This is a genomic window from Flavobacterium sp. CFBP9031 (assembly GCF_034044945.1).
In the GTDB taxonomy this organism is placed as follows: domain Bacteria; phylum Bacteroidota; class Bacteroidia; order Flavobacteriales; family Flavobacteriaceae; genus Flavobacterium.
Map to the genome: position 1 here is coordinate 133,019 of NZ_JAXCWF010000012.1, position 25,522 is coordinate 158,540.

Annotated in this window: 22 protein-coding genes; 12 read left to right on the forward strand and 10 right to left on the reverse strand. The window is 34.4% G+C overall.

Annotation, left to right across the window (positions count from 1 at the left end; all coding sequences use genetic code 11):
- Positions 1–138 precede the first annotated feature (138 nt).
- From SOM12_RS19230 to aspT, 6 genes are all read left to right on the forward strand, one after another.
- Positions 139–1,275: a helix-turn-helix domain-containing protein gene (locus SOM12_RS19230; protein WP_320494935.1), complete on the forward strand. Its 1,137-nt coding sequence runs from the start codon at positions 139–141 to the stop codon at positions 1,273–1,275.
- A gap of 126 nt (positions 1,276–1,401) precedes the next feature.
- Positions 1,402–2,838, forward strand: coding sequence for a serine hydrolase (locus SOM12_RS19235; protein WP_320494936.1), 1,437 nt, complete (start codon positions 1,402–1,404; stop codon positions 2,836–2,838).
- Positions 2,839–3,665: 827 nt separating this feature from the next.
- Complete coding sequence (locus SOM12_RS19240; RefSeq protein ID WP_141248145.1) at positions 3,666–3,851, forward strand: hypothetical protein; 186 nt, start codon at positions 3,666–3,668, stop codon at positions 3,849–3,851.
- A gap of 137 nt (positions 3,852–3,988) precedes the next feature.
- Entirely contained in the window at positions 3,989–5,215 is a 1,227-nt protein-coding gene (locus tag SOM12_RS19245) for a TlpA disulfide reductase family protein (protein ID WP_320494938.1), read from the forward strand.
- A gap of 33 nt (positions 5,216–5,248) precedes the next feature.
- Positions 5,249–6,811, forward strand: a complete 1,563-nt coding sequence (locus tag SOM12_RS19250; RefSeq protein WP_320494940.1) for a vitamin K epoxide reductase family protein — start codon at positions 5,249–5,251, stop codon at positions 6,809–6,811.
- Positions 6,812–7,185: 374 nt separating this feature from the next.
- Positions 7,186–8,862, forward strand: coding sequence for an aspartate-alanine antiporter (gene aspT, locus SOM12_RS19255; RefSeq protein WP_320494942.1), 1,677 nt, complete (start codon positions 7,186–7,188; stop codon positions 8,860–8,862).
- An 80-nt stretch (positions 8,863–8,942) separates the two neighbouring features.
- Here aspT and SOM12_RS19260 read toward each other — a convergent pair whose 3' ends face one another.
- From SOM12_RS19260 to SOM12_RS19305, 10 genes are all read right to left on the reverse strand, one after another.
- The gene (locus tag SOM12_RS19260; protein WP_095930057.1) at positions 8,943–9,389 is read right to left on the reverse strand and encodes a copper resistance protein CopD; all 447 of its coding nucleotides are present in this window, start codon (positions 9,387–9,389) and stop codon (positions 8,943–8,945) included.
- Between the two features lie 20 nt (positions 9,390–9,409).
- Positions 9,410–10,126 (reverse strand): anaerobic ribonucleoside-triphosphate reductase activating protein, encoded by a 717-nt coding sequence (locus SOM12_RS19265; RefSeq protein ID WP_256385527.1) that lies wholly within the window; start codon positions 10,124–10,126, stop codon positions 9,410–9,412.
- Positions 10,080–10,247 (reverse strand): anaerobic ribonucleoside-triphosphate reductase, encoded by a 168-nt coding sequence (nrdD, locus tag SOM12_RS19270; RefSeq protein ID WP_172426906.1) that lies wholly within the window; start codon positions 10,245–10,247, stop codon positions 10,080–10,082. Before nrdD ends, SOM12_RS19265 begins: the two co-directional genes overlap by 47 nt.
- Positions 10,228–12,351 (reverse strand): ribonucleoside triphosphate reductase, encoded by a 2,124-nt coding sequence (locus SOM12_RS19275; RefSeq protein WP_320494947.1) that lies wholly within the window; start codon positions 12,349–12,351, stop codon positions 10,228–10,230. The genes nrdD and SOM12_RS19275 overlap by 20 nt, the downstream gene beginning before the upstream one ends.
- Positions 12,352–12,365: 14 nt before the next feature.
- Positions 12,366–13,097: an iron-sulfur cluster repair di-iron protein gene (gene ric / locus SOM12_RS19280; protein WP_320494948.1), complete on the reverse strand. Its 732-nt coding sequence runs from the start codon at positions 13,095–13,097 to the stop codon at positions 12,366–12,368.
- Between the two features lie 30 nt (positions 13,098–13,127).
- The gene (gene nadB, locus SOM12_RS19285; protein WP_320494950.1) at positions 13,128–14,642 is read right to left on the reverse strand and encodes an L-aspartate oxidase; all 1,515 of its coding nucleotides are present in this window, start codon (positions 14,640–14,642) and stop codon (positions 13,128–13,130) included.
- A gap of 29 nt (positions 14,643–14,671) precedes the next feature.
- Positions 14,672–15,604 carry a quinolinate synthase NadA gene (gene nadA, locus SOM12_RS19290; protein ID WP_320494952.1) on the reverse strand — a complete coding sequence of 311 codons (933 nt, stop codon included), beginning with the start codon at positions 15,602–15,604 and terminating at the stop codon, positions 14,672–14,674.
- Positions 15,605–15,785: 181 nt separating this feature from the next.
- The gene (locus SOM12_RS19295) at positions 15,786–17,783 is read right to left on the reverse strand and encodes a TonB-dependent receptor (protein ID WP_320494955.1); all 1,998 of its coding nucleotides are present in this window, start codon (positions 17,781–17,783) and stop codon (positions 15,786–15,788) included.
- 60 nt (positions 17,784–17,843) lie between these two features.
- Entirely contained in the window at positions 17,844–18,686 is an 843-nt protein-coding gene (locus SOM12_RS19300; RefSeq protein WP_320494956.1) for a hypothetical protein, read from the reverse strand.
- A gap of 71 nt (positions 18,687–18,757) precedes the next feature.
- Positions 18,758–19,126 carry a hypothetical protein gene (locus SOM12_RS19305; RefSeq protein ID WP_320494958.1) on the reverse strand — a complete coding sequence of 123 codons (369 nt, stop codon included), beginning with the start codon at positions 19,124–19,126 and terminating at the stop codon, positions 18,758–18,760.
- 125 nt (positions 19,127–19,251) lie between these two features.
- Here SOM12_RS19305 and SOM12_RS19310 point away from each other — a divergent pair, with 125 nt between their 5' ends.
- Genes SOM12_RS19310 through SOM12_RS19335 form a run of 6 tightly spaced genes read left to right on the forward strand, consistent with a single transcriptional unit; the run spans position 19,252 to position 25,519 of the window.
- The gene (locus SOM12_RS19310) at positions 19,252–19,728 is read left to right on the forward strand and encodes a c-type cytochrome (RefSeq protein WP_095930049.1); all 477 of its coding nucleotides are present in this window, start codon (positions 19,252–19,254) and stop codon (positions 19,726–19,728) included.
- Between the two features lie 29 nt (positions 19,729–19,757).
- A complete protein-coding gene (nosZ, locus tag SOM12_RS19315; protein ID WP_095930048.1) occupies positions 19,758–21,731 on the forward strand; it encodes a Sec-dependent nitrous-oxide reductase in 1,974 nt (657 codons plus the stop codon).
- A 54-nt stretch (positions 21,732–21,785) separates the two neighbouring features.
- Complete coding sequence (locus SOM12_RS19320) at positions 21,786–22,787, forward strand: nitrous oxide reductase accessory protein NosL (protein ID WP_095930047.1); 1,002 nt, start codon at positions 21,786–21,788, stop codon at positions 22,785–22,787.
- A 29-nt stretch (positions 22,788–22,816) separates the two neighbouring features.
- Positions 22,817–24,049 carry a nitrous oxide reductase family maturation protein NosD gene (locus tag SOM12_RS19325; protein ID WP_320494961.1) on the forward strand — a complete coding sequence of 411 codons (1,233 nt, stop codon included), beginning with the start codon at positions 22,817–22,819 and terminating at the stop codon, positions 24,047–24,049.
- A complete protein-coding gene (locus SOM12_RS19330) occupies positions 24,046–24,768 on the forward strand; it encodes an ABC transporter ATP-binding protein (protein WP_095930045.1) in 723 nt (240 codons plus the stop codon). The genes SOM12_RS19325 and SOM12_RS19330 overlap by 4 nt, the downstream gene beginning before the upstream one ends.
- Entirely contained in the window at positions 24,752–25,519 is a 768-nt protein-coding gene (locus tag SOM12_RS19335; protein ID WP_095930044.1) for an ABC transporter permease subunit, read from the forward strand. Before SOM12_RS19330 ends, SOM12_RS19335 begins: the two co-directional genes overlap by 17 nt.
- Positions 25,520–25,522 lie beyond the last annotated feature (3 nt).

Consider the following 25,522-nt stretch of genomic DNA (forward strand, 5'->3'; position numbering starts at 1 on the left):
AAAAAGTCTCTTTTTTAAAACCTCAGCGGATAGACTTTTAGCATTTTAAGCAAAATATTTTTAAAATTTGGATAAAATCATCCATACTTTTTTAGACTTTCCCATTTAAATTTTAAATTTCGCCTAAGTTAAAAAACAATGGACAGATACAGCTTTTTGGAAATAGCGGCACTTATAGGAATATTTTTGGTGCTGTTTCTTGCCTTATTTCTGTTTACCGTTAAAACAAAATATAAATTGGCAAATTGCCTTCTTGCCTTTTTTCTTTTTGCATGTGCTGCAGATGCATTGAAATTTTTGATGCGTGATTTTCCTGTTAACTACATCAATCTCGAAGCATTTCGATGGAGCATCAACTATTTGGCTCCTGCCTCTTTTTATCTCTATGTATTGTCGATCTGTTTTTCTGGATTTCGATTGAAACCGAAGCATTTACTGCACGCCATTCCGTTTGCCGCTTTCAATCTGTATATGATGGCGGGGATATATTTTGAGGATAGAGCTGCAAAAGTGAGTTTCATAAACGCTATGAATCAGACGCCAGTCATGCAGTTTTTTTATTTTCTTTTCGAAATTTTATTTCAAGTTTATTTTATCGCTTCATTTTTGGCGGTTAGAAAAGCTAAAACCGTCTATCTCGAGAATTATACGAATCCGGATATCTCTTTGCTTAATGCACTTTATAAAGTGACAATTCTATATTATGCTTTACATTTTATAGTGCTTTTAAGGTGGCTGGTGACTTTTATCTTTGGTTTGGGAGAAGTAAGAGCTTGGATTGTGACCCTTGATGGGTTTGCGTTTTTATTCTGCACTTGCTGGTATCTGTTTGCTGCCTTAAATAATCCAGAGTTTTTCAGGGGCATCAATTCCCAGTTTAAACCGATTGCAGATGCTGTGGCGAAACAGAAATCGCCTCCTGCAATAGATGAGGAAAAAAATAGACAGATAGAATCCTTGAAAGATTTTATGATTGAAAAGGAACCTTACCTGGATTCTTCATTGACGATCCAGGATTTGGCTGAACAATTGAAAATGCCCGTTAAAGATTTGTCTGCGCTGATTAACCTATATATGGATAAGCACTTTTTCGATTTCGTAAATGAGTATAGGATTGAAAAAGCTAAAGAAATTCTAAAAGATCCTCTGGAGAAAGAGCTTACCATTCTTGAAATTCTCTATAAGGTAGGCTTCAATTCCAAATCATCGTTTAGCTCTTCTTTTAAAAAATATACCGGAAAAACTCCGACTGATTTTAGAAAAGACTCGAATTAATTCATTTTTTTCCAAGAAAAGGGTTCGACTTTTTTTAATCGGTCGCGTATTGAAGCGTTTTAAAGCATATTTGCAGAAAGTTTTAGACAATCAATCAAAATTCTATCTCCGAAAAATTTATTAAAAATGAAGATCAAGTTTTTATTATTGGCAGCCATTCTATCTGCAAATTTGCTTTCTGCCCAAAAATCAAGTGACGTTAAAGAAGCGAAGAAAACACGTCAAAATTCGACCCCACAGCATTCATCGGTTTTCAGCCAAATTGATTCCCTAATGGCAACATCCTATGAAAGAGGGATATTTAATGGGAACGTGCTTATCGTTAAAAACAATAAAATTATCTATCAGAAATCATTCGGTTTTACCGATGAAACCAAGAAGACTCCCCTAAGTGAAAATTCAATATTCAATATTGGCTCTATCGCAAAGGAATTTAATGCCGTTTCGATAATGATTCTAGCTGAACGTGGACTTCTTAATCTTGATGACCATATATCCAAATTTGATTTGGGACTGCCTAACTGGTCAGAAAAAGTTACGATAAGACATCTTATCAATTATGCCAGCGGCATTGCCAGAATTGACCCCATAGTGCCTAAAAATGACCAAGAGGCTTGGAAAATCTTAAGAAACAGCGACAGTTTGCTGTTTGAGCCTGGAACTGCCTACAGGTATGACAATAGCAATGTATTTTTACAGAGACGAATTATTGAAAAGGTATCCGGAATGTCATACGAGGAATTTGTCCTTAAAAATATAGTTGGACCATTGAAAATGACAAATTCGGCATTTGATCCGAAATCTGGCTATAAAAATCGAACGTCTTGTTACGATTTGGATAATGTGAGATGTCCAGAATTGGAATTTATCAGCGGATGGCTCTGGACGGATACAAATGATCTTTATAAATGGATTGAAGGAATGAATAGCAACCGTCTGATATCCGAGAAATCCTTTTTTACACTGCTAGAAAACCCATATGCAGTCGACGAAGGCGGATCACTTGGCAGATACTTCGAAAAAGACGAGCTGCAGAGGCACAATGGGGTATCGTATAAATTTGAATCTATTTTCTTAAACGATTTTAAAAATAAGATAACGATAATCCTATTGTCCAATAATCTGAATAGGGTTTGGGATCTAGGCTACAGCATCCACAGCCTAATGTTAGGAAAGGAATACGAAATCCCTAAAAAATCTATTCATTTGGCTATCAGAAAGCAAGCGCTTAATGATACGGAGAAAGGCATCGAGGCATACTATCTGCTCAAAAAAAATTCTGAGAAGGAATACAGCTTTGGAAATCCGAGCGAACTCAATGCATTAGGATATGAACTACTAAGGGCCGGAAAAACTAATGGGGCAATAGAGATATTTAAACTGGCAACAAAAGAGTTTTCTACAAATGCTAATCTGTTTGACAGTTTAGGTGAAGCCTATTATATTAATAAGCAGTACGATTTGGCATTAAACAGCTATGCAAAAGCAATAAAACTTGGCGGAACAAACGGAAACGCAGAAAAAATGATAGAGAAAATCGAGAAAATAAAAGTAAATAATTAGTCATGGCATAAACTTGGCTTTTATCACAAGAGGGAATTATTGAATTCCCTCTTGTACTTTGTAGTTAGTTATAATTTTTATCTTTTTTATCAGACTTATTTTATTTTTGATTTTAACTGGTGACGGGAGGGAATGAGAAGATTATTTAGGGACAATTTATTTCTAAGGATTAAATAAGATTAGTAGAATTATTGGTAAGGTTTGTGGTTTCGCTACTATTTTACGCCCTAATTTGTTGAGGAAATTTAAATTCTAAAATGTCGTTGGACTGAAGTTCAAAATTGATTTATTTCTTTAAGATATTGTTAGTTTTTCCAGCTGGATAGAATATTGAATTAATTGTGTTTTAAATTTGATTAATTTGATAGAATTAATATATTTACACCGAAATAAAATCTGACAAATTTTTATTAATGATAATGTGATTATGATTTTAAAATACATCTAAATCAATTTGCAAAAAAATTATAGAAGAATGTATTATAAAATATATTAACAAGTGTATTTGTATTTTATTTAATTAATGTGTAAAAAATTTATTATATAATTTAAAAAACAAAACAAAAATCAGAAAAAGAAGTGAGATTAATTAATGGAGGTGGAATTTTTTTTTGACTGCCTGATGGCATACTCACTATTAGAAATCAATTTTGATTATTGTTACAGTACGGCTTAATTGGAGATATCGATCATGTGAAACAAAGAACAAAAGAGTAAATCTATAGCAGATAACTATAAAAAACAAACCAAGTGCACGTGGTAGATTTTAGAGTAATGATCTGCGAAAGATTTTCAATTAATTATTAACTATAACAAACATGAAAATCATGAAAAAAATGAGTTTTAAAGACATGAAAGAAAATGCTCTTAAAAGAGATCAAATGAGAATGATTTCTGGAGGCTGTGACGAGTGCGGAGCTGCAACGAAAGAATGTGGTGAAGAATGCGGAGGCGATGCAGGAGGCTGTGATGGATACTGCGACTACTGCAGGAACGGAAAGTGCGACTGCTAAGATTATCCAAATCCTAGTTAACAAAGTAAAGGAATTGCATGCAATTCCTTTACTGATATTAAAAAATAGAAATGCAGGAATTGTCATTCCTGCTTCTTTAAATAGATAAGCCAATGCATTATTTTAAAAAAAAATCCATGTTAAACTGTCCTGAAATTAGCTGTTTAGGAAACACAAAAAAAATGTTCAAAACGGCTCTTCTTCTTTTTTTAGTTTCCATTTCTCTATCTGCACAGAAATTAGGCAATAGAACTGCATTCGAGTTAAGGGGTACAGGTAAAGGATTAAGTATTGATAAGATCTATCTGGTTTACGAAGTTGGCGACAAAAGAATCTATGACTCGTCTAAAATAGATAATAACAAATTTATTTTGAAAGGAAATATCGATTATCCCACAAGAGCCACTTTATGCAATAATCGAGAGTTTAGTATGAGCAGAAGCAATTCTACAGAATTGTTCCTTGAACCAACCATAATGGAAATAAAGTTGGATTTTTATGATTTTTCAACAGCAGAGGTGAAGGGCAGTAAAACACAAGACGAATATTCCCAACTTCAAAAAGTAAAAAACGGCGTATATAGTAAAAGAGATTCTATCTCATTGCTTATAAGATCGTATTTTGAAAGGATTACTGTCGCCTCAGACCCGCAGATTAAAGTGGAACTGGAACATCAATTGGAAATTTTGGAAAAACTGTCAGATCAAAATAAAATCACAGAAATGGAGATGGATTTTAATTTTATCAGGCAAAATCCGTCTTCGTTTATAGCTCCCTCTTTACTTTATTACAGATTGGCTAAGAAAGAAGGGCTTTTAAATTATGAAACTATTATTTCTCTTGTTGATGGACTATCAAAAGAAGTAAAAGAATCTCCATCGGGAGTGAGGCTTTTTAAAAGGATTTCCGACTTTAGAAACAGTAAAGTGGGAAGCATTGCTCCTGATTTTATATTAAAAGATTATAATGGAGAGGTGATCCCTCTGGCAACCTTTCGGGATAAAAAATATGTTCTGATAGATTTCTGGGCCAGCTGGTGCGAGCCTTGCAGGGATGATCTGCCTTTTCTTAAAGATGCCTATGAGAAATATAAAGATAAAGGATTTGAAATTATCAGCATATCCAGAGATAAGAATTTAAATTCATGGAGGAAAGCAATCGCCGATGAAAAAATTGGTTTGTGGAAGCATATATCCGTTGCTGAAAATCAGACCAAAATTGAAGATAATTATCTTGTGACAGCAATTCCTGTCAAGATTCTAATTAACAAACGGGGCGAAATAATTGGACGATGGAAAGGCAGTGGAGATGAAAATAAAATGGAATTAAAAAAAATACTTGAAAAAACTTTTGACAAAGAATAAAATTTCTAAAACATTTAGATTAAGAGCTTATATATGACCGAAAATTTCACTTACCTTTTTCAGTATTTAGAAAAAGAAGAACTACCAATTGATAAATCTGAATTTTCATTCCAGGTGCAGTCGCATCCTGATTACCCTACTTTACTGGCTATATCGGATACTTTAAATTTTTTCTCTATAGAAAATTTTGCTATAAATATTGATTTCGATGATATTGAAATTTTGCCCGATAGATTTATTGCCGTTCTAAAAAATGACAACGGTAAAAAGACGCCCTATTTTATTGAAAGGAGAGAAAGTTCCTATTTCACATATAAAGGAAAAAAAATAGTAGAACATGATAGAGAGCTTTTGCAGCAAAGATGGGGCGGGACTGTTTTATTGGCGGAAAAGACTAATGAAATTGAAACAGGATCTAAGAATAATTATCCATTCATTTTGCCATCTTTATCTTTAATTCTGCTTGGCATCCTATATTTCAATGCTGATGAAAGCCTTACGACAAAGATTTTTGCCATTTTCCCGATAATCGGCCTTTTGTTTTCAATTGCAGCACTAAAAGATCTGTTTGGTACAAAGAGCGCATTAATTGCAAAATTCTGCAATATTTCAAACGATACAAGCTGTGAGGCTATACTTAACTCAGATAAATGGAAATTGTTCAAGTTTTTAAATTTCAGCAGTTTAAGCATCGTTTTTTTTGCGTCTCAGTTTATAAGCCTCTTTGTATTGATACTTGCCGGAAATTCAAATGATTTTTTTATAATTCAAAAAGCATTGCTCTATTGTAGTATACCGATCATTATCCTATCGCTTTACTATCAAAAAATAGTTGAAAAAAAGTGGTGCCCGATATGCTTGGCAATAATATTTACTTTATTGGCAGAGCTATTGTATGTCGAAGTATTTCTTGAAAACAGTGTAGGCATTTCGCTCAGATCAATTTTAATATTTGCATTCCTATTTCTGACTATATCATTTATTTGGTCACTGCTCAAACAGATGTTGGCAAAGCATAATGAGCTGAAAGACATGAATTTTAAAGCGACGAGATTTATACGCAACTATAAAATTTTTAAGATTGTCTTGTTATCCAGATCAAAATTAGATATGCTTCAAAGTCCAATCCAGCTTGGAAATGCAAACAGTAAAGTCCAAATAACCATAATCACAAATCCTTTTTGTGGCTACTGTAAGGATGCCGATGCATTATTGGCTAAAATTTTGAAGCTTCATGGAGAAAAAGTAAAAATCAATGTGCTGATGGGGATTGATATTGGAAAAGAAAGGGATGAGAAAAAACTGCTGTTAAGGAGCCTGATGGCAATTTATCTGGAAAAGGGACAAGAAGCTTATAGCGAAGCATTAGCCAATTGGTTTGAAGAGAAAAATATTGGCGAATGGCTGCAGAAATATAAAATAGATATTGATATTGTGAAAATCGATCAATTATTTGCCAAACAGTTCGTCTGGTGCCAAAATAACCATTTCCAATTAACGCCTACACTTTTTATTAATGGATATCATTATCCTAAGGTGTATGATAGGCAAAATTTGGAATATTTCATAAATGAATTGATTGAGGATGATCTTTAAATGAAGATAATTGAGGTCTTGGGAAGGTAATCCAAAAGCAAATACTCCCTCTAATATTTGTGGAAAATCAGATGTTTATGGCGATATCTCATAAAAATTAAAACAGCCTTCGGGCTGTTTTTTATATTGTTTCTAATTCAAGCTGCTTGCCAGTTGGTTTAGATTTTTTAGTTTTTTGTTTTTTCCAGCGAAGATGAAGCCGGCCAGACAGGTTTGTTTATTTGGATGAAAAATTATTTAAGAGTTAGTTTTTATATCTGCCACTTTTATTTTCTGTTTATTATAATGTGGTTATAATTAATTACTTGTAAATAATTGAAATATAATGTGTTGCTATCTTTTTTTGATTAAATTTATATGAAAAAAAAGGCAATATGGTTACAGCTATACTTAGAGCACATCCTGAACTGGCACTTTTCTTATGCTTGGCTCTTGGATTCTTAATAGGACGTATTAAGATAGGTACATTTAAAATTGGTGTCGTATTAGGAACTTTATTCGCTGGAGTGCTAATTGGTCAGTTGGATATTGAAATTCCTGATATTGTAAAAACTATTTTCTTTGACTTTTTCCTGTTTTCTACAGGATATAAAGTTGGACCTCAATTTTTTCAAGGTTTTAAAAAAAATGCATTTCCGCAATTACTGCTCACCTTGGTAATTTGTTTATCGTGCTTATTAGTGGCATATGCTGTCTCTACTTTTTTAGGGTATGATGTAGGAACGGCAGCCGGATTATTGGCAGGGGCGTTTTCTGAATCAACTGTAATTGGTACTGCATCAGATGCTATCAGCCACTTAAATCTTGCTGATGCAGAAAAAAGCCGATTAATCAATAATATTCCAGTAGCCTATTCTGTAACTTATCTTGTAGGGGCAGCCTCTTTTGTTTTTTTTCTAACTGGAATTGCTCCAAAATTGCTTGGTATTGATTTAGTGAAAGAAAGTGATAAATTGGCTGAAACCATTTCAGGAGAAACTGAATATGGTCCAGGAATGAAAAGCGCCTATCAGAGATGGATTATCCGAGCCTATAGAATAACCAATGAGAAATGGACCGGAATCAGTATAAGCGAGTTTGAAAGATTAATTTCTAACAAGAATATTGTTATTCAGAGAATACGCCATAAGGATCAATTGCTAGATCCCAACCCCGATATTATAATTCAAAAAGATGATGTAATGGTTATTATGGGACAGCATGGAATCATTTTGGATAGTCTCTTTTCTATTGGACCAGAAGTATTGGATGAAGAATTATTAAATTTTCCGCTGGCTCATTTAGATGTTACGATTACGAATAAAGCTATTGAAGGGATGACAGTAAAGTCTCTTCGAAAAAGCAGTTTTTATCATGGATTAATGCTAAACAAAATAACCAGAGAAAATCATGAGATACCGCTTGAATCGAAGACAGTTTTAAATAGAGGTGATATTTTGAATCTTTCAGGCAGGCCTGCAAAACTAGAAAAAGCAGCAAAAGAAATAGGTTATCTGGATCGTTTAAGCCCCGAGACCGATATCATTTTTGTTGGTTTGGGTATTGTCCTTGGTGGACTTTTAGGTTTGCTTTCGGTAACCTTATTTGGAGTTTCGGTAACGTTAACAACAAGCGGCGGTGCATTGGTAATGGGATTAATTTTTGGTTGGTTGCATTCAAGAACTCCGGTTTTTGGCAGAATTCCAGAACCCGCTTTGTGGATATTTGACAACGTTGGTCTAGCAGCCTTTATTGGACTTGTTGGTCTTGCTGCTGGTCCGAGTTTTATCTCAGGTCTTAAAGAAACTGGATTTGGTATTTTATTAGCGGGTGTAGCGGTTGCCTTAATTCCTCATATCATCGGAATGTATTTTGGGAGATATGTATTAAAGATGAATCCCTTAATTTTACTTGGCGCGCAAACAGGTGCGGGCACATCAACAATTGGATTAAAAGCAGTTCAAGATGCATCAGGGAGTAAATTTCCCGTTTTAGGCTACACTATTCCTTACGCATTAGCCAATATACTATTGACTGCATTCGGCCCTATACTTGTAGGAATGATGTCGTAACTAATGCGCTGTAAAGTAAAAAACGCAATCCCAAAAAAATCGAGATTGCGTTTGCATTAAAAATCAGTTAGTTGAGTTAATTAAATTCCGCCATAACGCAGTGTCGATCCTAAAACTAACATTGCAACTCCTATTGAAGTAACCGTTAGAATAATTATGGCAATTCTGTAAATATTATTTTTATTAAGATTCGGAATAACAAAAAATTGAGCGCAAACAGCACAGATAAAAGTGCAGAAAAGTAAAATCAGTTTTATGGAAACTACTTTTTCAAATCCGCTTGAGAAATGAAACCAAGTTTCGGCTGTTACGCCAAAATCATACGCCATCCAGACTCCTGTAATAATTAATAAAGCAAGAGAAGACATGCCTAGTGCTTCAAATTTCTTTTCAAAATTTAAAATAATCTGTGGATCTTTTTTCTTCAACGCTGTTGGAAGATAGCAAATAGCCAAAAGTAAATGTCCGCCAACCCAAATTGTCGCCGCCAATAGATGAATTATAAGTACAAAATGATGTAAAGTCATAACGTATTCATTTTGAGTTATCAATCTCTAAAAATAACTTTTATTTTTGGAGTGGAGAAGTTTTTAAGCTGTATTTCTTTACTTGAATCGTCTAGTTTTGAAAGTGTTGGGACATTATTCATAAAATGCTGTACATAATAATTTCCTTTAAAATTCTTTGTTTCTAAATATTCAATCATCTTCACAAAATCATTTTCTTTAATTAAAGAAGAATGAAAAGTGGTACGAACTTCAAACGGAATATTCGAGTGAATCAAAATTTCTAAGCTTTCTTCAAATTCTGAAAATAAGCCTGATTGCGTTAGTTTTTTAAAGGTATGAGGAAGACTTTTATAATCTAACGCGACATAATCAATTAATTGATCACGAATCAGGCTATTTAATATTTTTGGATTGGAACCGTTGGTATCTATTTTAACCTCAAATCCCAATGCTTTAATTTCTTTTATAAAATCAATTATTTTTTTGTGTAAAGTGCATTCGCCACCGCTTAATACAACACCGTCTAATAATCCTTTTCTAGTTTTTAAGAAAGATAGAACTTCATTAAAATCAATCTTTCCTTTTCCTAAAACAATGTCTGGATTGTAGCAGTATAAACACCGCATGTTACAGCCCGCAAACCACACTATGCAGGCTGTTTTATGCGGAAAATCTAATAAAGTAAAAGGCGTGAGGCTAAATATTCCTTTAATAGATAATACTTTCTTCGAAATGGGTACGCTGTTGGTGTTCACCTTTTTTTCCAATATTAAAACTTTCTACAGGTCTGTGATATCCCATTACACGTGTATAAACCAAACATTTGCTTCTTTGGGATTTTTTTTCTTCTAGAATTTTAAGCGTTTTCGTTTTCATAAGCCAAGTGTTTTTGATTGTTTTTATTGAGTAAAATTTCGTCGCATTTTGGGCAATATTCATGTTCTCCGTTTAGATAGCCATGAATAGGGCAGATGCTAAAAATTGGTGTTACGGTTATGTATGGCAGTTTAAAGCCAGTTAAAACTTTCTTCACGAAGTTTTTACAAGCTGCTGGACTGCTTATTTTTTCTCTCATATAAAGATGCAAAACTGTACCTCCAGTATATTTGCATTGCAATTCGTCTTGAAGTAATAAAGCTTCAAAAGGATCATCGGTATGATCGACCGGAATTTGTGAACTATTGGTATAGTAAATGTTTTCGTTTTGACCCGCTTGTAAAATCTCTGGAAAACGCTTTTTATCTTCTTTTGCAAAACGATATGTTGTTCCTTCGGCTGGTGTTGCCTCTAGATTGTAGAGATTTCCAGTTTCTTCTTGAAATTCCTTCATTCGCATGCGAATATGATCTAGGATTTCTGTAGCGAAATGTATTCCTGATCTGTCCGTTATATTTTGTTTTCCTTCAGAAAAGTTGAGCACCATTTCGTTCATTCCGTTTACACCAATGGTAGAAAAATGATTTCTAAAATGTTTTAGATAGCGCTGTGTGTACGGATAAAGTCCGCGGTCGTACATTTGCTGAATAAAGATTCTTTTTTTCTCTAAAGTCGATTTGGCTATTTGAAGCAATTCGTCTAAATGTTCAAATAAAGTAAGGATATTTCCTCTATGCAGATATCCTAGACGCGCCATATTTATAGTTACAACACCAATGCTTCCCGTCATTTCAGCACTACCAAAAAGGCCATTTCCGCGTTTTAACAATTCTCTTAAATCGAGCTGTAATCGGCAGCACATACTTCGTACGGCATTTGGTTTGTAAGCTTCTGGGTTTTCAATTCGGTTTCCATTTTCATCCAAAACATATTGGCTTCCAATAAAATTCTGGAAATAAGAGGAACCTATTTTAGCTGTATTTTCAAATAATAAATCGACATTTTCTCCTTGCCAGTCAAAATCTTCTGTAATATTTACGGTTGGAATCGGAAACGTAAACGGCTGTCCGTTTGCATCTCCTTCGGTCATAATGGTATAATAGGCTTTATTAATAAGATTCATTTCCTTCTGAAAATCGCCATATTTTAAGTCTATCAATTTTTGAGCACCTCTGTTTTGAGCTTCCGCAATTAGGTTTTTATCATTTACATTCAAAAACAAATGCTGATCGCTTCTTGTCGGAATCTGTTCTTTTAAATCTTCTGGAACATTCCAATCCAAAGTAATGTTTGTAAAAGGCGATTGTCCCCAACGTGCAGGCACATTAAGATTGTAAACAAAACTTCTAATTCCTTTTAAAACTTCTTCACAAGAAAGCCGATCTTTAAAAACATAAGGAGCCAAATAGGTGTCAAAAGAACTGAAAGCCTGAGCGCCTGCCCATTCGCTTTGCAGAATTCCTAAGAAATTAGCCATTTGCCCCAATGCTTCTCTAAAATGAGAAGGAGGTCTGCTCTCGACACGGCCACGCACGCCATTAAAACCTTCATTTAATAGCACACGTAGGCTCCAACCAGCGCAGTATCCGGTAAGACAATCCAAATCATGGATGTGTATGTCGCCATTCCTATGAGCAGAACCTTCTTCTTTATTATATATTTTATCGAGCCAATAATTGGCAATAACTTTTCCTGCAGTATTGCTGACCAAGCCAGCGTTTGAATACGAAATATTGGCATTGGCATTAATTCTCCAATCGGATTGATTGATGTATTCTTCAACAGTTTGCGTACTGTCTATATAGGTAGTGTCATCATTTAAACCATTAATATGTTCTCGCTGTAATTTCCTGGTGTGACGATAAATTATAAACGAACGCATGGTTTGGAAATATCCATTTTCAAAAAGCACCCTTTCTATCATGTCTTGAATTTCTTCTACAGGCCACGAAAACTTTACCTCAAGACCAGAAAGAACGGTTTTAAAAATTCTCTTGTCTATAGGCTGATTGACGCTTTGAAAGGCTTTCTGAATGGCATCCTGAATTTTATAAGCTTCAAAAGGCTTATAATCTCCGTTGCGTTTGATAACATATTTTTCCATGGTATTCTTTTAATTTAAGACACTTTTTCAAATGTTTTTTCAAGTTCAATTGCTTTTGGAAATAAGATGTTGTTTTCCAGATGTATATGCTTCTTTAAATCTTTGTCAAATTCTTCCAGCATCAGAAAAGCAACTTTATAAGTATTGCATGAGTCAAGAGGCGGTGTATAATTATTGGTTAAAGCCGCAATTCTTTTAAAACGTTGTCCTTCGGTTATATGATCCTCTTTTAATGTTGTAATTGGAGTTTCGATAGATAAAAAAGGCGGTGTTTCCAGTTCTAGACCTTTACTGTGTGCGATTTTCATTTTTTTTATAAAAGGAAAAACAACCAACTCTTCTCGTTTCATATGAGCTGTGAGATCCAAATACGTCTTTGAAAAAATAGTATGAATTTCATGAAGCTCAGGATGAATCGCACCGTGAACACCGCATAATTTATTTAAATACTCTAAAATAACAGGAGACTTTTCTTCTACATATCTATGATGGGTTTTGGTTATATAATCTGCAATCATGTCGGCTGACCAACTTTTGTAATCAAAAGACTGATTGGCAGAACTGCTTCTTGCTTTTTCAATGTGTTCTATAAGAGCACTTTCTTCAATATCTCTTTTTTTACAAACTTCTTCGATTGTTCGATATCCTTTACAGCAAAAGTCGATATGGAATTTTGTAAAAATGGCTGCTGTTTTGAAATCATCTGCGACGATTTCTCCAATGGTTGTTTTGCTTGTTAGTTTCATAATGGTTGGGGGTATAGATTAATTTTGGTTTCAGCATATTTTTTGGTCTGTTGCAGTTTTACATTGCTTAATAATTAATAGAGAAACCGCAATCATATTCGAAAATTCGATAAACGGAATCGTAATTTCGTGTGCTTCTGTAAGCGAAACAGCATAATTATGAAGCTCTTTTATTTTTTCAAAAGCCAATTCGGCATCGCGTTCTTCGCTTGTGTAAAATGCGGTAACCAGTTTTTGCAATTCTTTTTTAAGTACTTCAAAAGCAAGGTAATCGTCGACTTGATGTGCCTTTGGAAACTTTGGAATTAATATTTGGGATGAAAAAAGAAATTCAGCAATAGTTCTATCTACATTTTCTGAAGCCTGATGTGCAAAGACTAGACCTTCAAGAAGAGAGTTGGATGCCAGACGGTTTTTACCATGAAGACCTGTTCTAGCGCATTCTCCAATGGCGTAAAGATTTTTTATTGTCGTCACTCCATTTTTATCTACCTGAATACCGCCACATTGATAATGTGCCGCAGGAACAACGGGAATTAAATCTTTTTCAGGGTAAATTCCCAACTCATTGCAATGTGCTGTTATCACAGGAAATTGATTTGAAAATGCTTTTGGATCTAGATGTCTACAGTCTAGATAAACATGTTTTTTTCCGCTCGCTTGAAGTTCTTTACTAATGGCAGTTGAAACCATATCTCGTGTAGACAATTCGCCTCGAATATCATATTTAAATAAAAACCTTTTTCCTTCATCATTTACGATATGAGCGCCAAAACCCCTTACAGCTTCAGAAATCAAAAACAACGGATTTTCTTTTCCTGTAAATAAAGCGGTTGGATGAAACTGCATATATTCCATATCTGCAATTTCTGCTCCCGCGCGTGCTGCCATTGCAAGTCCGTCTCCCGTTGCAATTTTAGGATTTGTTGTATTTTCAAAAAGCTGTCCGCATCCTCCTGTACTTAGAACAATAGTGCGCGTTCTCATGTATTTAATGCGATTGTGTTTTTTTTCATAAAAGAAGACTCCGGCACAAGTAGTTTTAGCTTTTTTTGTTTCGGTATTGATATCAATGACCAAATGATTCTCTAAGAGTTCAATATTGGGCATCTTCTTAATAATCTTGAGTAGTTTACTCTCAATTTCCTGTCCGGAGCTATCTTTATGATGTAATATTCTGTGTTGTGAATGTCCTCCTTCTAAACCTAGATTCCATTGGCCTTTTTCATCTTTGTCAAAAGAAGTTCCAATTTCAATTAATTCCTGAAGTCTTTCTGGAGCTTGCGTAATGACCATGTTGACAATTTCTTTATCGCACAAACCACCTCCAGAACGAAGGGTATCATGTATATGCTTATTAAAACTGTCTTTTAAATGATCTGTAACTACAGCAATACCACCTTGAGCGAGCTGTGTATTGGTATTTTTGGCTGTTTCTTTCGTCATTATAACAATAGATAAGTCTGGACGTTTTTTTGCTATTTTCATGGCAAAAAATAATCCCGAAATACCAGAACCGATGATAAGTATATCTGTTTTAAGCATGTTATTTTGATTTAAGGTTATTGCGTTTTTTATGATAATTCAAGCATTCTTTTAATAGGCTTTAGCGCTTCTATTCTCAGTTCATCTTTAATAAGCATTTCTGGTCTTTCATTTTTAAGACACAAATACAATTTTTCGAGTGTATTCATTTTCATAAAAGCACATTCGCTGCAAGCACAGATGTTGTCTTCTGTGGTAGGAGCCGGAATCAACGTTTTATCAGGTACCGCTTTAGTAAGCTCATGCAAGATACCGGCTTCTGTGGCCACAATGAAAACGGCAGCAGGATCCGTTTTAATGAAATTAATAATTCCCGAAGTCGAGCCAATGAAATGTGCTACTTTTAAAATATGACTTTCAGATTCCGGGTGAGCTGCAATTTTTGCAGTCGGATTTTTGTTATATATTTCTATTAATTTGTCTAATGAAAAGGCTTCGTGCACAACGCATGAGCCTTTCCATAAGACAAGTTCGCGCTTGGTTTCTTTTTGAAGATATTTGCCTAAATTTTCATCTGGAGCAAATATTATTTTTTGTTCTACTGGAATAGATTCGATTATCTTTTTGGCATTTGCCGATGTGCAGACTAAGTCGCTCATAGCTTTTATTTGTGCAGAACAGTTAATGTAAGTAACCACAATATGATCGGGATGCTGTTCTTTAAACAATTTAAACGCTTCAGGCGGACAGCCATCTGCAAGAGAGCAGCCAGCATTCCAATCGGGTAATACTACTTTTTTATTTGGGTTTAAAATTTTGGCTGTTTCTGCCATAAAATGAACTCCCGCAAAAACTATAATATCAGCATCTGTCTTTTGAGCTTTTTTAGCCAATTCAAGACTATCTCCAATAAAATCTGCTATTTCCTGAATATTCTCATCTTGATAATAATGAGCTAGTATCACGGCATTTTTTTCTTTTTTCAATCGGATGATCTCCTGTATTAAAAAATTCTTGTCCATATAAATTCTTGAATTTTGTACTAACAAAAGCTGTTGTTGCTTATTTTTTAGTTTGTTTTAAAATATATTTAAGCATATAATTTTAATAGGGTAAATATATTATCATCATTTTTTTCAAAACATGATTCTAATCATACTGTTTAATTTTTGTTTTTATATGTTAACCTTGATAATTTGATGTTTAATGGAAATTGAAAGTAAGATTGATGAAAATATTGCGCCCCATTCGCGGAATTTTATTCCAGTCGGCATAAGTGGTGTAATATCGATCCAATATATTTTCAACACCTGTTTGCAGTTTCAATATGTTTTGATTCCAATGAAAAGCATATCCAGCGTTAAGCCCAAAAATTAGATAATCTGGCGTTTTGGTTTGTCCGTAAGTTTTGGCAAATTCATTTTGAGCCAGATTTCCTAAAACACTAATTCCAGCATTAAAATTTTCTTTCTTGAAGTCGATTCCAGCGCTGTATTTGATCGGACTTATAAAAGGTAAATTGTTTCCATCATTATCTTTTCCAGTGCTATAAGTAAGTTGTGATTTGAATTGCCAATTTTCTAAAAAGTCGTACGTCAGATTAAAATCGGTATTCAATATTTTGGCATTGTCTATAGCTTCATATCTTTTTACTCCAGAAGCGCCAATAGTCATAGGAAGCGTATTCGGGTCGATTTTACCTATTATATAATTAGAAAAATAGAAATAAGAACCTGTAATTTTTGCGGTTAATTGCGATGTTTTATAACCAGTAGAAAAGTTTCCTTCAAAAGCATTTTCATTTTTTAGATTTGGATTTCCGATATAATCATAAAAATCACTGCTGTTGTAGAGATAAAATCCGTAGCCTTCAGATACAGAAGGTGCTCTTTCGGCGTAAGCCAAACCAAATCCGAACTCAAAAATGTTGTTTTTTTTGGTATAATTTGCTGCAAAACTTTTTAAGAAACGGTTTTTTGAAGCATCCATTTCCGGATAAAAAATGCGTAGACTCGCTAATCCGAAATCATTCGCTATGGTATTATTTTGAAATCCGAGATTAGCACCAATTCTTAGATGATCATTTTCAGAAATTTTAATATTATCTTCTAAAGACAATCCATTGTATAAAGTTCTGACATCGGGCCATGTATACATAAACATCAGATTTTCGTTTGGATCTGAAGGATGCATTGTCATCTCTGCGATAGATTTATTGTAAAATCCGTTTAAGTCAGCTAGAAAACTATGCTTTTCAAATTTTCCTTTCATTCTTGAATAATAGCCGTACGTATCAGACCAGCCAGGCATATCCATATGTATAGGTACGCTAGGTCTTTTGGTGTCATCCATTTTGTGGGTTATAGAATTAAAATATAATTTTGTTTCCCAATTGGTTACGAAATTAGATTTTGGCAAGTATTTATAACTTAGAGATACAATTTTAGCTTCAGCCAAAGAAACATCCATAGGAAGTGCTGGATAGCCAATATTATTGGCTTTGTCATAAATTGCAGAAGCTTCTAAAAGTTTCTGTTGGTTTATAAAATAACCCACGCTAGCAGAAATATTGTATTTAGTAAATTGAGAAAAACGGACTTCTTTATTGCCACCTGCTTTATAATTATCGGCATCACGATGCATAAAATCGATATGAGTATAAAAATGAGAATCATTGTATCCTAAGGATGCTCCTATAATTTTTTGCAGATTATTACTTTCAAAACCAGAATTTAAACTGCCGTTCCACCCCGTATTTTTATCACTAAACGGATTACGTTTTAAATCGACCGATCCGCCAATTCCTGCGCCGTGACAGCTTGCCCGCTGTCCAGATGCTATGGTGGCTTCGGCTAAATTTGAAACCTCAACATAAGAAGTGATCGGATCCATTTTATCGGTACAAGCTCCAAAAATGCGCATTCCATCAATTGTAATCACCGTACGTTCTGTGGCCATATTATTAATAATAGGTTCCCATGCATAAGATCCTCTTTTAATCATATTCACTTTTGATGATTTTGAGAGATATTCTTCTACAGATGTAAGAGATTTGGATTGTTTTAAATGTAAAGAAGGTTTATTTCCAATAACAATTATTTCATTTAGTTTTATGGTTTCAAGACTATCATTTGCTTTTTCCTGCGCCCAGCATATTGTTGAAAACACAGCCAAAAAGAGTGCTGTTAGATTTTTCATCATTTCATACTTTAAGAGAAAGAGACAAATTGTGTTTTGCCTCTTTCTTGTTGTTTTTTAGATCTAAAACTCAATTTCAAAATAAAGACTGCTTGACGGATTGTCTGTTGTAACTGCTTCTCCTTTTAGAACTTCATGACTAGCGTTTAAAACCTGAAGATTTATTTTCCAATATCCTGTCATAGTTAGAGAAAGTGTTCCCATGTAAGGACCATAAACGTCACGTTGCATTAAATCAGTATTATTAGGAGAACCATGATTGCCCATACTTGGCATTCTTGGATCGATTTTGACTCTTAAATTATCAACGAAAGGAAAAGTCATCATATCCTTCATTTTATAAATTCCCACTGTCATATCGTTTAGTGCCACTTTTGGAGAAGATGGTGCGATATAAGCAATTACATAATTGTTTCCATCGCTTCCTTTAAACGAGCTTACGGTACGTTTTGCTGATGCAGGAACATTTATTTTGTCGCTTGCAGTATAAATGGCACCATTAATTTTGTATGAAATGCTTAGTTCCCAATATTCCGTTTCGTTTTGCGCCATTTGAAAGATGATATCTCCTTCAAAAATTGTTTTCTTGTCTACTTTCCCTACTTCAGATCTTGGGCAAGAATGCTGCATCATAGCCATATGCATTAATGGTGTCCAGCTGATTTCGGCATCTGTAATATAAGTGTTGGTTTTCTTGTCTTTTATTCGAAGAGAAACATGATTATAACCTTGAACCAAAGAACCTGTTGACGAGAATAATTCTATTGTATGAGTGTCATTTGCGATTTCCTGTATTTTATGAAGTCCCGTGGTTTCATCTGCTGGAATTTCTGAAGCATCATCAGAAGAACAAGAGAATAAAACAATTGATAAAAATAAAAGTGCTGTGTATTTTAAAATTTTCATGTGATTATGATTTAAATAATGATAATAAAAGGTCTGCCGAAACTACTCGGAAGGAAAAGAATCAAATAAAATCAGATGAAAATAGGAGGGCGAAAGATATTGACGGCCTCTAAATGAGAGTATAAGTTGTTGTAAAATGTATGTATTATGAAATGGATAACCCTGTTTTCATTAAAGGAAAATACTGGGATTTTGACCATAAAGAGCACCAAAGTTTCTGTTGTTTCACTTTTCTTTTCGTTAGAAGCTGGCGTATCGTTTTTATAGCTTTTTGCCAGCTCTTTTTTCAAATGGCATTTTCCGTTACAATGAAGTTCGGGAGCATTTTTGTTTTCGCATAATTCAGTTGCAATGTAATGGTAGTTGACGATGTAATCCAAAAACGGAAAAGCGGGTCTAAACACGATCGCAAATAAAAATATGTAAACGCAAAACTTCATTGGTTGTTTTTTGAAAATACGAAGGTATTATGAACTTTTTTTTGAGGATATGATTGTAATCATACTTTATGAAAAACAAGTTTTAGAATTTTGATCAAAAGTTTAACAATTAAAAAAACAAACTAATGAACAAATTATTCTTATTAACAATGTTTGGTTTTTTCCTGATGGTATCCTGCGGAAAAGAAAAGTCAAACAGCGATCAGGATTTTTCAGCCCCTGCCTCCGAAGAAAAAGCAGCTGATGCAGAATCCTACGATCCTAAAAGAGGTATCGGAAAATATGAAACAGTTGAGTTAGGAGCTTCTTTAGATAAAGCACTGGCTGAAAAAGGACTTAAAACTGCTGAAGTAAAATGTACTTCTTGCCATAAATCTACCGACGAAAAATTGGTTGGACCAGGATGGAAAGGAGTTACCGAGAGAAGAACACCGCAATGGATCATGAACTTTATTACCAATCCAGACCCCATGATTGACAAAGATCCTGAATTGCAAGCGCAACTAGAGCTTTGCATGATTCGTATGCCTAATCAAGGTTTAACGGAGGATGAAGCAAGATCTATCTTGGAATATATGCGCCAGAATGATGGGGTAAAATAAAGAAATCAAAATCAAAAATAAATAGCCTTATGAAAAATAAATTTTTAAAATCGATTTTCGTTGTTACGCTAGGGTGTGCTCTTTTTGTTTCTTGTAAACCAAAAGACTCTACGGATGCTGTTGAAGGCGATGCAGCCTCAAAAGTATATGTGGCACCTGGAAAATATGATGAATTCTACAACTTTGTATCGGGTGGTTTTAGCGGTCAGGTTAGTGTCTACGGGCTTCCAAGCGGAAGATTGTTAAGAGTGATGCCGGTGTTTTCTGAAGATCCGCAAAGCGGTTACGGGTACAGCGAAGAAACCAAACCTATGTTGAATACTTCGCATGGTTATGTGCCTTGGGATGATCAGCATCACTTGGATTTATCGCAAACAAATGGAGAAGTTGACGGACGATGGATTTTTGCCAATGCCAATAATACGCCACGTATTGCACGTATTGATTTGAAAACGTTCAAAACTGCTGAAATTATCGAACTGCCAAACTGCGGAGGTAATCACTCTTCGCCTTTTATTACTCAAAACACAGAGTATGTGGTAGGAGCAAGCCGTTTCAGCGTTCCTGCTGATAATGATAATGGAGACGTTCCAATTAATACCTACAAGAAAAACTTTAAAGGATATCTGAGTTTTGTAAAAGTTGGAAAAGAAGGAGAATTGGATCTTGCTTTTCAAATTGTAGCTCCAGGTGTAAATTTTGACCTTAGCCACCCTGGTAAAAAAGAATCTCATGGATGGTTCTTCTTTTCGTGTTATAATACAGAACAAGCTAATACTTTATTGGAGGTTAACGCTTCTAAAAATGATAAAGATTTTATCATGGCTGTAAACTGGAAAAAAGCAGAGGAATATATTAAAGCTGGAAAAGGAAAACGAATTCCTGCAAAATATGCTCACAATACTTGGGATGAAAAAACTCAAACTGCTAAATCTGAGATTAAAAATGAAGTTCTTACTCTTGATGCTTCTGAGCTTAAAGATATCTGTTATATGATTCCTTGTCCGAAATCGCCTCATGGTTGCGATATTGATCCAACAGGAGAATTTATTGTAGGTAGTGGAAAATTAGCGGCTTTAATTCCGGTATTTAGTTTCACAAAATTGAAAGATGCTATTGCTAAAAAACAATTTGATGGCGATTATGCAGGAATTCCAGTTGTAAAATATGAAGCTGCTCTTCATGGAGAGGTTCAAAAACCAGGTTTAGGGCCTTTACATACAGAGTTTGACGGAAAAGGAAATGCTTACACTACAATGTTTGTTTCGTCTGAAGTGGTTAAATGGAATATTAAAGATTTAAAGGTTTTAGACAGAAAAGCAACTTATTATTCTCCTGGACACTTAATGATTCCTGGTGGAAATACAGAAAAGCCATTTGGAAAATACATGGTGGTTTACAATAAAATTACGAAAGACCGTTTCTTGCCAACTGGTCCAGAATTGGCACAAAGTGCTCAGTTATTTGATATCAGTGGAGATAAAATGAAATTGCTTCTAGATTATCCAACAATTGGCGAGCCACACTATGCACAAGGTATTCCAGCTGAAAAAGTGATTAATAACGGACAGTTGAAGTATTACAAAATTGCAGAGAATAACCATGCATATGCTACTAAAGGAGAAAAAGAAACTAAGGTAGTGAGAGAAGGTAATAAAGTGCACATTTATATGACTTGTATTCGTTCTCACTTTGCACCAGATAATATCGAAGGAATTCGTGTGGGTGACGAAGTTTATTTCCATGTTACGAATCTAGAACAAGACTGGGACGTGCCTCATGGATTTGCAATTAAAGGAGCCAATACTGCCGAATTACTTATTATGCCAGGAGAAACCTTAACATTAAAATGGGTTCCTCAGAAAAAAGGAATATTCCCATTCTATTGTACTGATTTCTGTAGTGCACTGCACCAAGAAATGCAGGGTTATGTACGAGTTTCACCAGCAGGAAGTAATGTTCCAATTACTTATAGTGTAGGTACTAATCTGCCTAAAGAATAGCCAGTAACCATAAGGGAACAAAGTATTCTTTGTTCCCTTTTATTTTGAATTATTATGAGAGATAAAAAAATAACCGCTTTTTCTAAAATTGCGCTCTTCTTGTCAGGACTTCTATTGATTGGGGCTATATTTTTTCCAATATGGAGAATAGAGCTTACAGCGCCACAATATCCTGAAGGTTTGGTATTAAAACTTCACGCCTCTAAAATTGCGGGTGATGTTGACATTATCAACGGTTTAAACCATTATATCGGAATGAAAACGTTGCATACAGAAGATTTTATTGAGTTTAAAGTTCTACCATTTATTTTAGCTGGATTAGGCGCTATTTCGATACTATGTGCATGGAAAGCAAATAGAAAAGGACTTTTTGTATTCTTCTTTTCTTTTGTTTTGTTTGGAATATTGTCTGCCTGTGATTTCTATAGATGGAATTATGAATATGGGCATAATCTCGATCCTAATGCTGCGATTAGAGTTCCTGGCATGGCTTATCAGCCACCGATGCTCGGATACAAACAATTATTAAATTTTGGAGCTTATTCAATTCCTGATCTTGGAGGCTGGATGCTTATTGCGGTTGGAGTTTTGCTTTTTGCTGTTATTGTAAAAGAAAAGTATGCTAAACCATCTGGTCGGCTCTTGGGCATTTTGCTGGTTCCCGTTTTTCTTTTTTCATGCTCTAGCGACAAACCTGTTCCTATTAAACTAAATGCTGATAATTGCGATTTCTGTATGATGGGAATTAGTGATGGAAGACATGGAGCCGAAATTATTACAGAAAAAGGTCGAGTTTACAAGTTTGATGATATTGCGTGTATGTCGCATTACTGCAAAGACAATGCAAACATTAAGATTAAGACATATTACGTGCATGATTATACAAAAAACAATGAATTGATTCCTGCTGAAAGCGCCTTTTTTGTTTGGGGCGGAACCATAAAAAGCCCAATGAATGGAAATATTGCCGCTTTTAACAATAAAAGTGAAGCAAAAGCATTTGAAGCACAATCAAAAGGAGAGGAAAAGGAATGGACAGCAATTTTGAATAAATAAAATGCGGTCTTAAATTAAAATATTAAATCATGAAGCTACATTTTTGTCTTTCACTCTTATTTTTTTTAAACTGCCTTTGGTCTCAGAAGATTGAAGTAGGGCAAGACAAGTCGATTAAAACCATTAAAAAGGCGATCGAACTCGCAAAATCTGGTGATACCATTATAGTAAATAAAGGGGTTTATCGCGAAGGCAATATAATTGTAGATAAAAAAGTAATTCTGCAGGGAAAAAACTGGCCAACTCTGGACGGACAAAGAAAATATGAAGTAGTTTCTATTAAAGCCGATAGCGTAATTTTTTCCGGATTTAAAGTTATCAATTCAGGGTATGCCTCCCTGAATGATCCCTGTGGAATTAAAATATACAACAAGACTGGAGTTGTAGTAAAAGACAATTTTCTAGAGAATAATTTTTTTGGAATTTATGTTCAAAAAGGCGTCAACTGCATTGTAAAAAACAATACTATAAAGGCCCATCAAAAAGAAGAACAGCGTATTGGAAACGGAATTCATTGCTGGAAAAGCGAGAATATGCAGATTATAGGAAATAGAATTTCTGGACATCGCGACGGAATTTATTTTGAATTTGTTTCTAATTCTGTAATCTGGCGAAATGTTTCTAAAGCAAATATACGTTATGGTCTTCATTTTATGTTCTCGAATGATGATGCCTATATTTCAAATGTCTTTAAAAATAATGGAGCAGGAGTAGCGGTAATGTTTACCAAAAATGTAAAAATGTTCAACAATTATTTCGAGGAGAATTGGGGAGACGCCTCTTATGGTTTATTGCTTAAAGAAATTTCGGATAGTTATATAAATGGAAATAAATTTATCAGGAACACTTCAGGAATTTATATGGAAGGGACGAGCCGTGTAAAATTGGAACGAAATATTTTTAAGGATAATGGCTGGGGAATGAAAGTTCAGGCAAGCTGTATGGAAAATGTGATCTCGTTTAATAATTTTCTTTCGAATACTTTCGATATCAGCACAAACGGCAGTTTAGTTTTAAATCATTTCAATAATAATTACTGGGATAAATATGAAGGGTATGATTTGAACCGAGATGGTATTGGCGATGTGCCTTTTCATCCGCTGAGTCTTTTTGCGGTAATTACCGAGAATAATCCGTCGGCGATGCTTTTATTTCGAAGCTTTATGATTACGCTTCTAGATAAATCAGAGAAAATTCTACCAAGTATAACGCCTGATAATTTTGTTGATGAATCTCCTATAATGAAATCTATTGTATTATGATTACTTTAAAAAATATAAATAAAAAATTTGGCAAACTAAAGGTATTGCAAAACATCACCCTTGAGTTTAAAGCCGGAGAATGCATCGCTTTAATTGGTCCGAATGGCTGTGGAAAAACGACATTAATAAAATCTGTTTTAGGAATGGTTTTACCCGATAGTGGTGACATTTTGCTGCATGACGAATCTATTTTAAAGAAGTTTGAATACCGAAAAAGAATTGGTTATATGCCGCAAATTGGCCGTTATCCTGATCATATGACCATTGCCCAGATTATAGCCATGATCAAGCAGATTAGAAATTCGAAAGACGAATTGGATGAAGATTTGATAAAAGCTTTTAAGCTCGACAAAATGAGTGAGAAGCAAATGAGAACACTTTCTGGAGGAACAACACAAAAAGTAAGTGCAACATTAGCTTTTCTTTTTAACCCCGATGTTTTAATTCTGGACGAACCAACGGCAGGATTGGATCCGTTGGCTGCAGAAATTCTGAAAGAAAAAATCATAAAAGAGAAAAACAAAGGAAAGCTAATCTTGATTACTTCACATTTGTTGAGTGAATTGGACGATATGATTACTCAGATTATTTTTATGCAGGACGGAAAAGTACATTTTCATAAAACGATTACAGATCTTTTGGAATCAACGGGCGAAACTAAAATTTCGAAATCTATTGCTACTATATTAAAAGAGAAACAGCATGAACAGAATAATTAAAATTATCTTATTAGATATTCTTAAAAATAAGATTATTGTGAGTTATGCCTTAATTCTGGCATTGCTTTCTTGGGGATCTTTTATGCTTGAAAACAATACAGCCAAAGGTTTACTGACGATTCTGAATGTCATTCTATTTACGGTTCCGTTGGTGTCTATACTTTTTTCGACCATCTATATTTACAATAGTTCAGAATTCATCGAGCTTTTATTGAGTCAGCCTATTAAAAGAAAAAAGATCTGGATTAGTTTGTTTGCTGGATTATCAATTGCAATGTTTTTGGCTTTTTTTCTCGGTGCAGGAATTCCGCTTTTGATTAATGTGCCTGGTATGGCAGGATTGATGATGCTTTTGTCGGGAAGTTTAATTTCTATTGTTTTTGTGTCTCTGGCTTTTTTAAGCTGCATTTTAACTCGAGATAAAGCAAAAGGAATAGGGGTGGCCATTTTATTCTGGATGTATTTTGCTATTTTGTTTGATGCATTGGTATTGTTTCTTTTGTTTCAGTTTGCAGAATATCCAATAGAAGAAGCTATGGTAGCTATAACCGCTTCTAGTCCGATAGATTTAGCGAGAATTCAAATATTACTACATTTAGATCAATCTGCCATGATGGGATATACAGGAGCTATTTTTAAAGATTTTTTTGGGACAGTAATTGGCCTACTGATTTCTTTCTTACTGCTCATTTCATGGATCGTTGTTCCGTTTGTAATTTCTATTAGAAAGTTCGAACGAAAAGATCTTTAAATG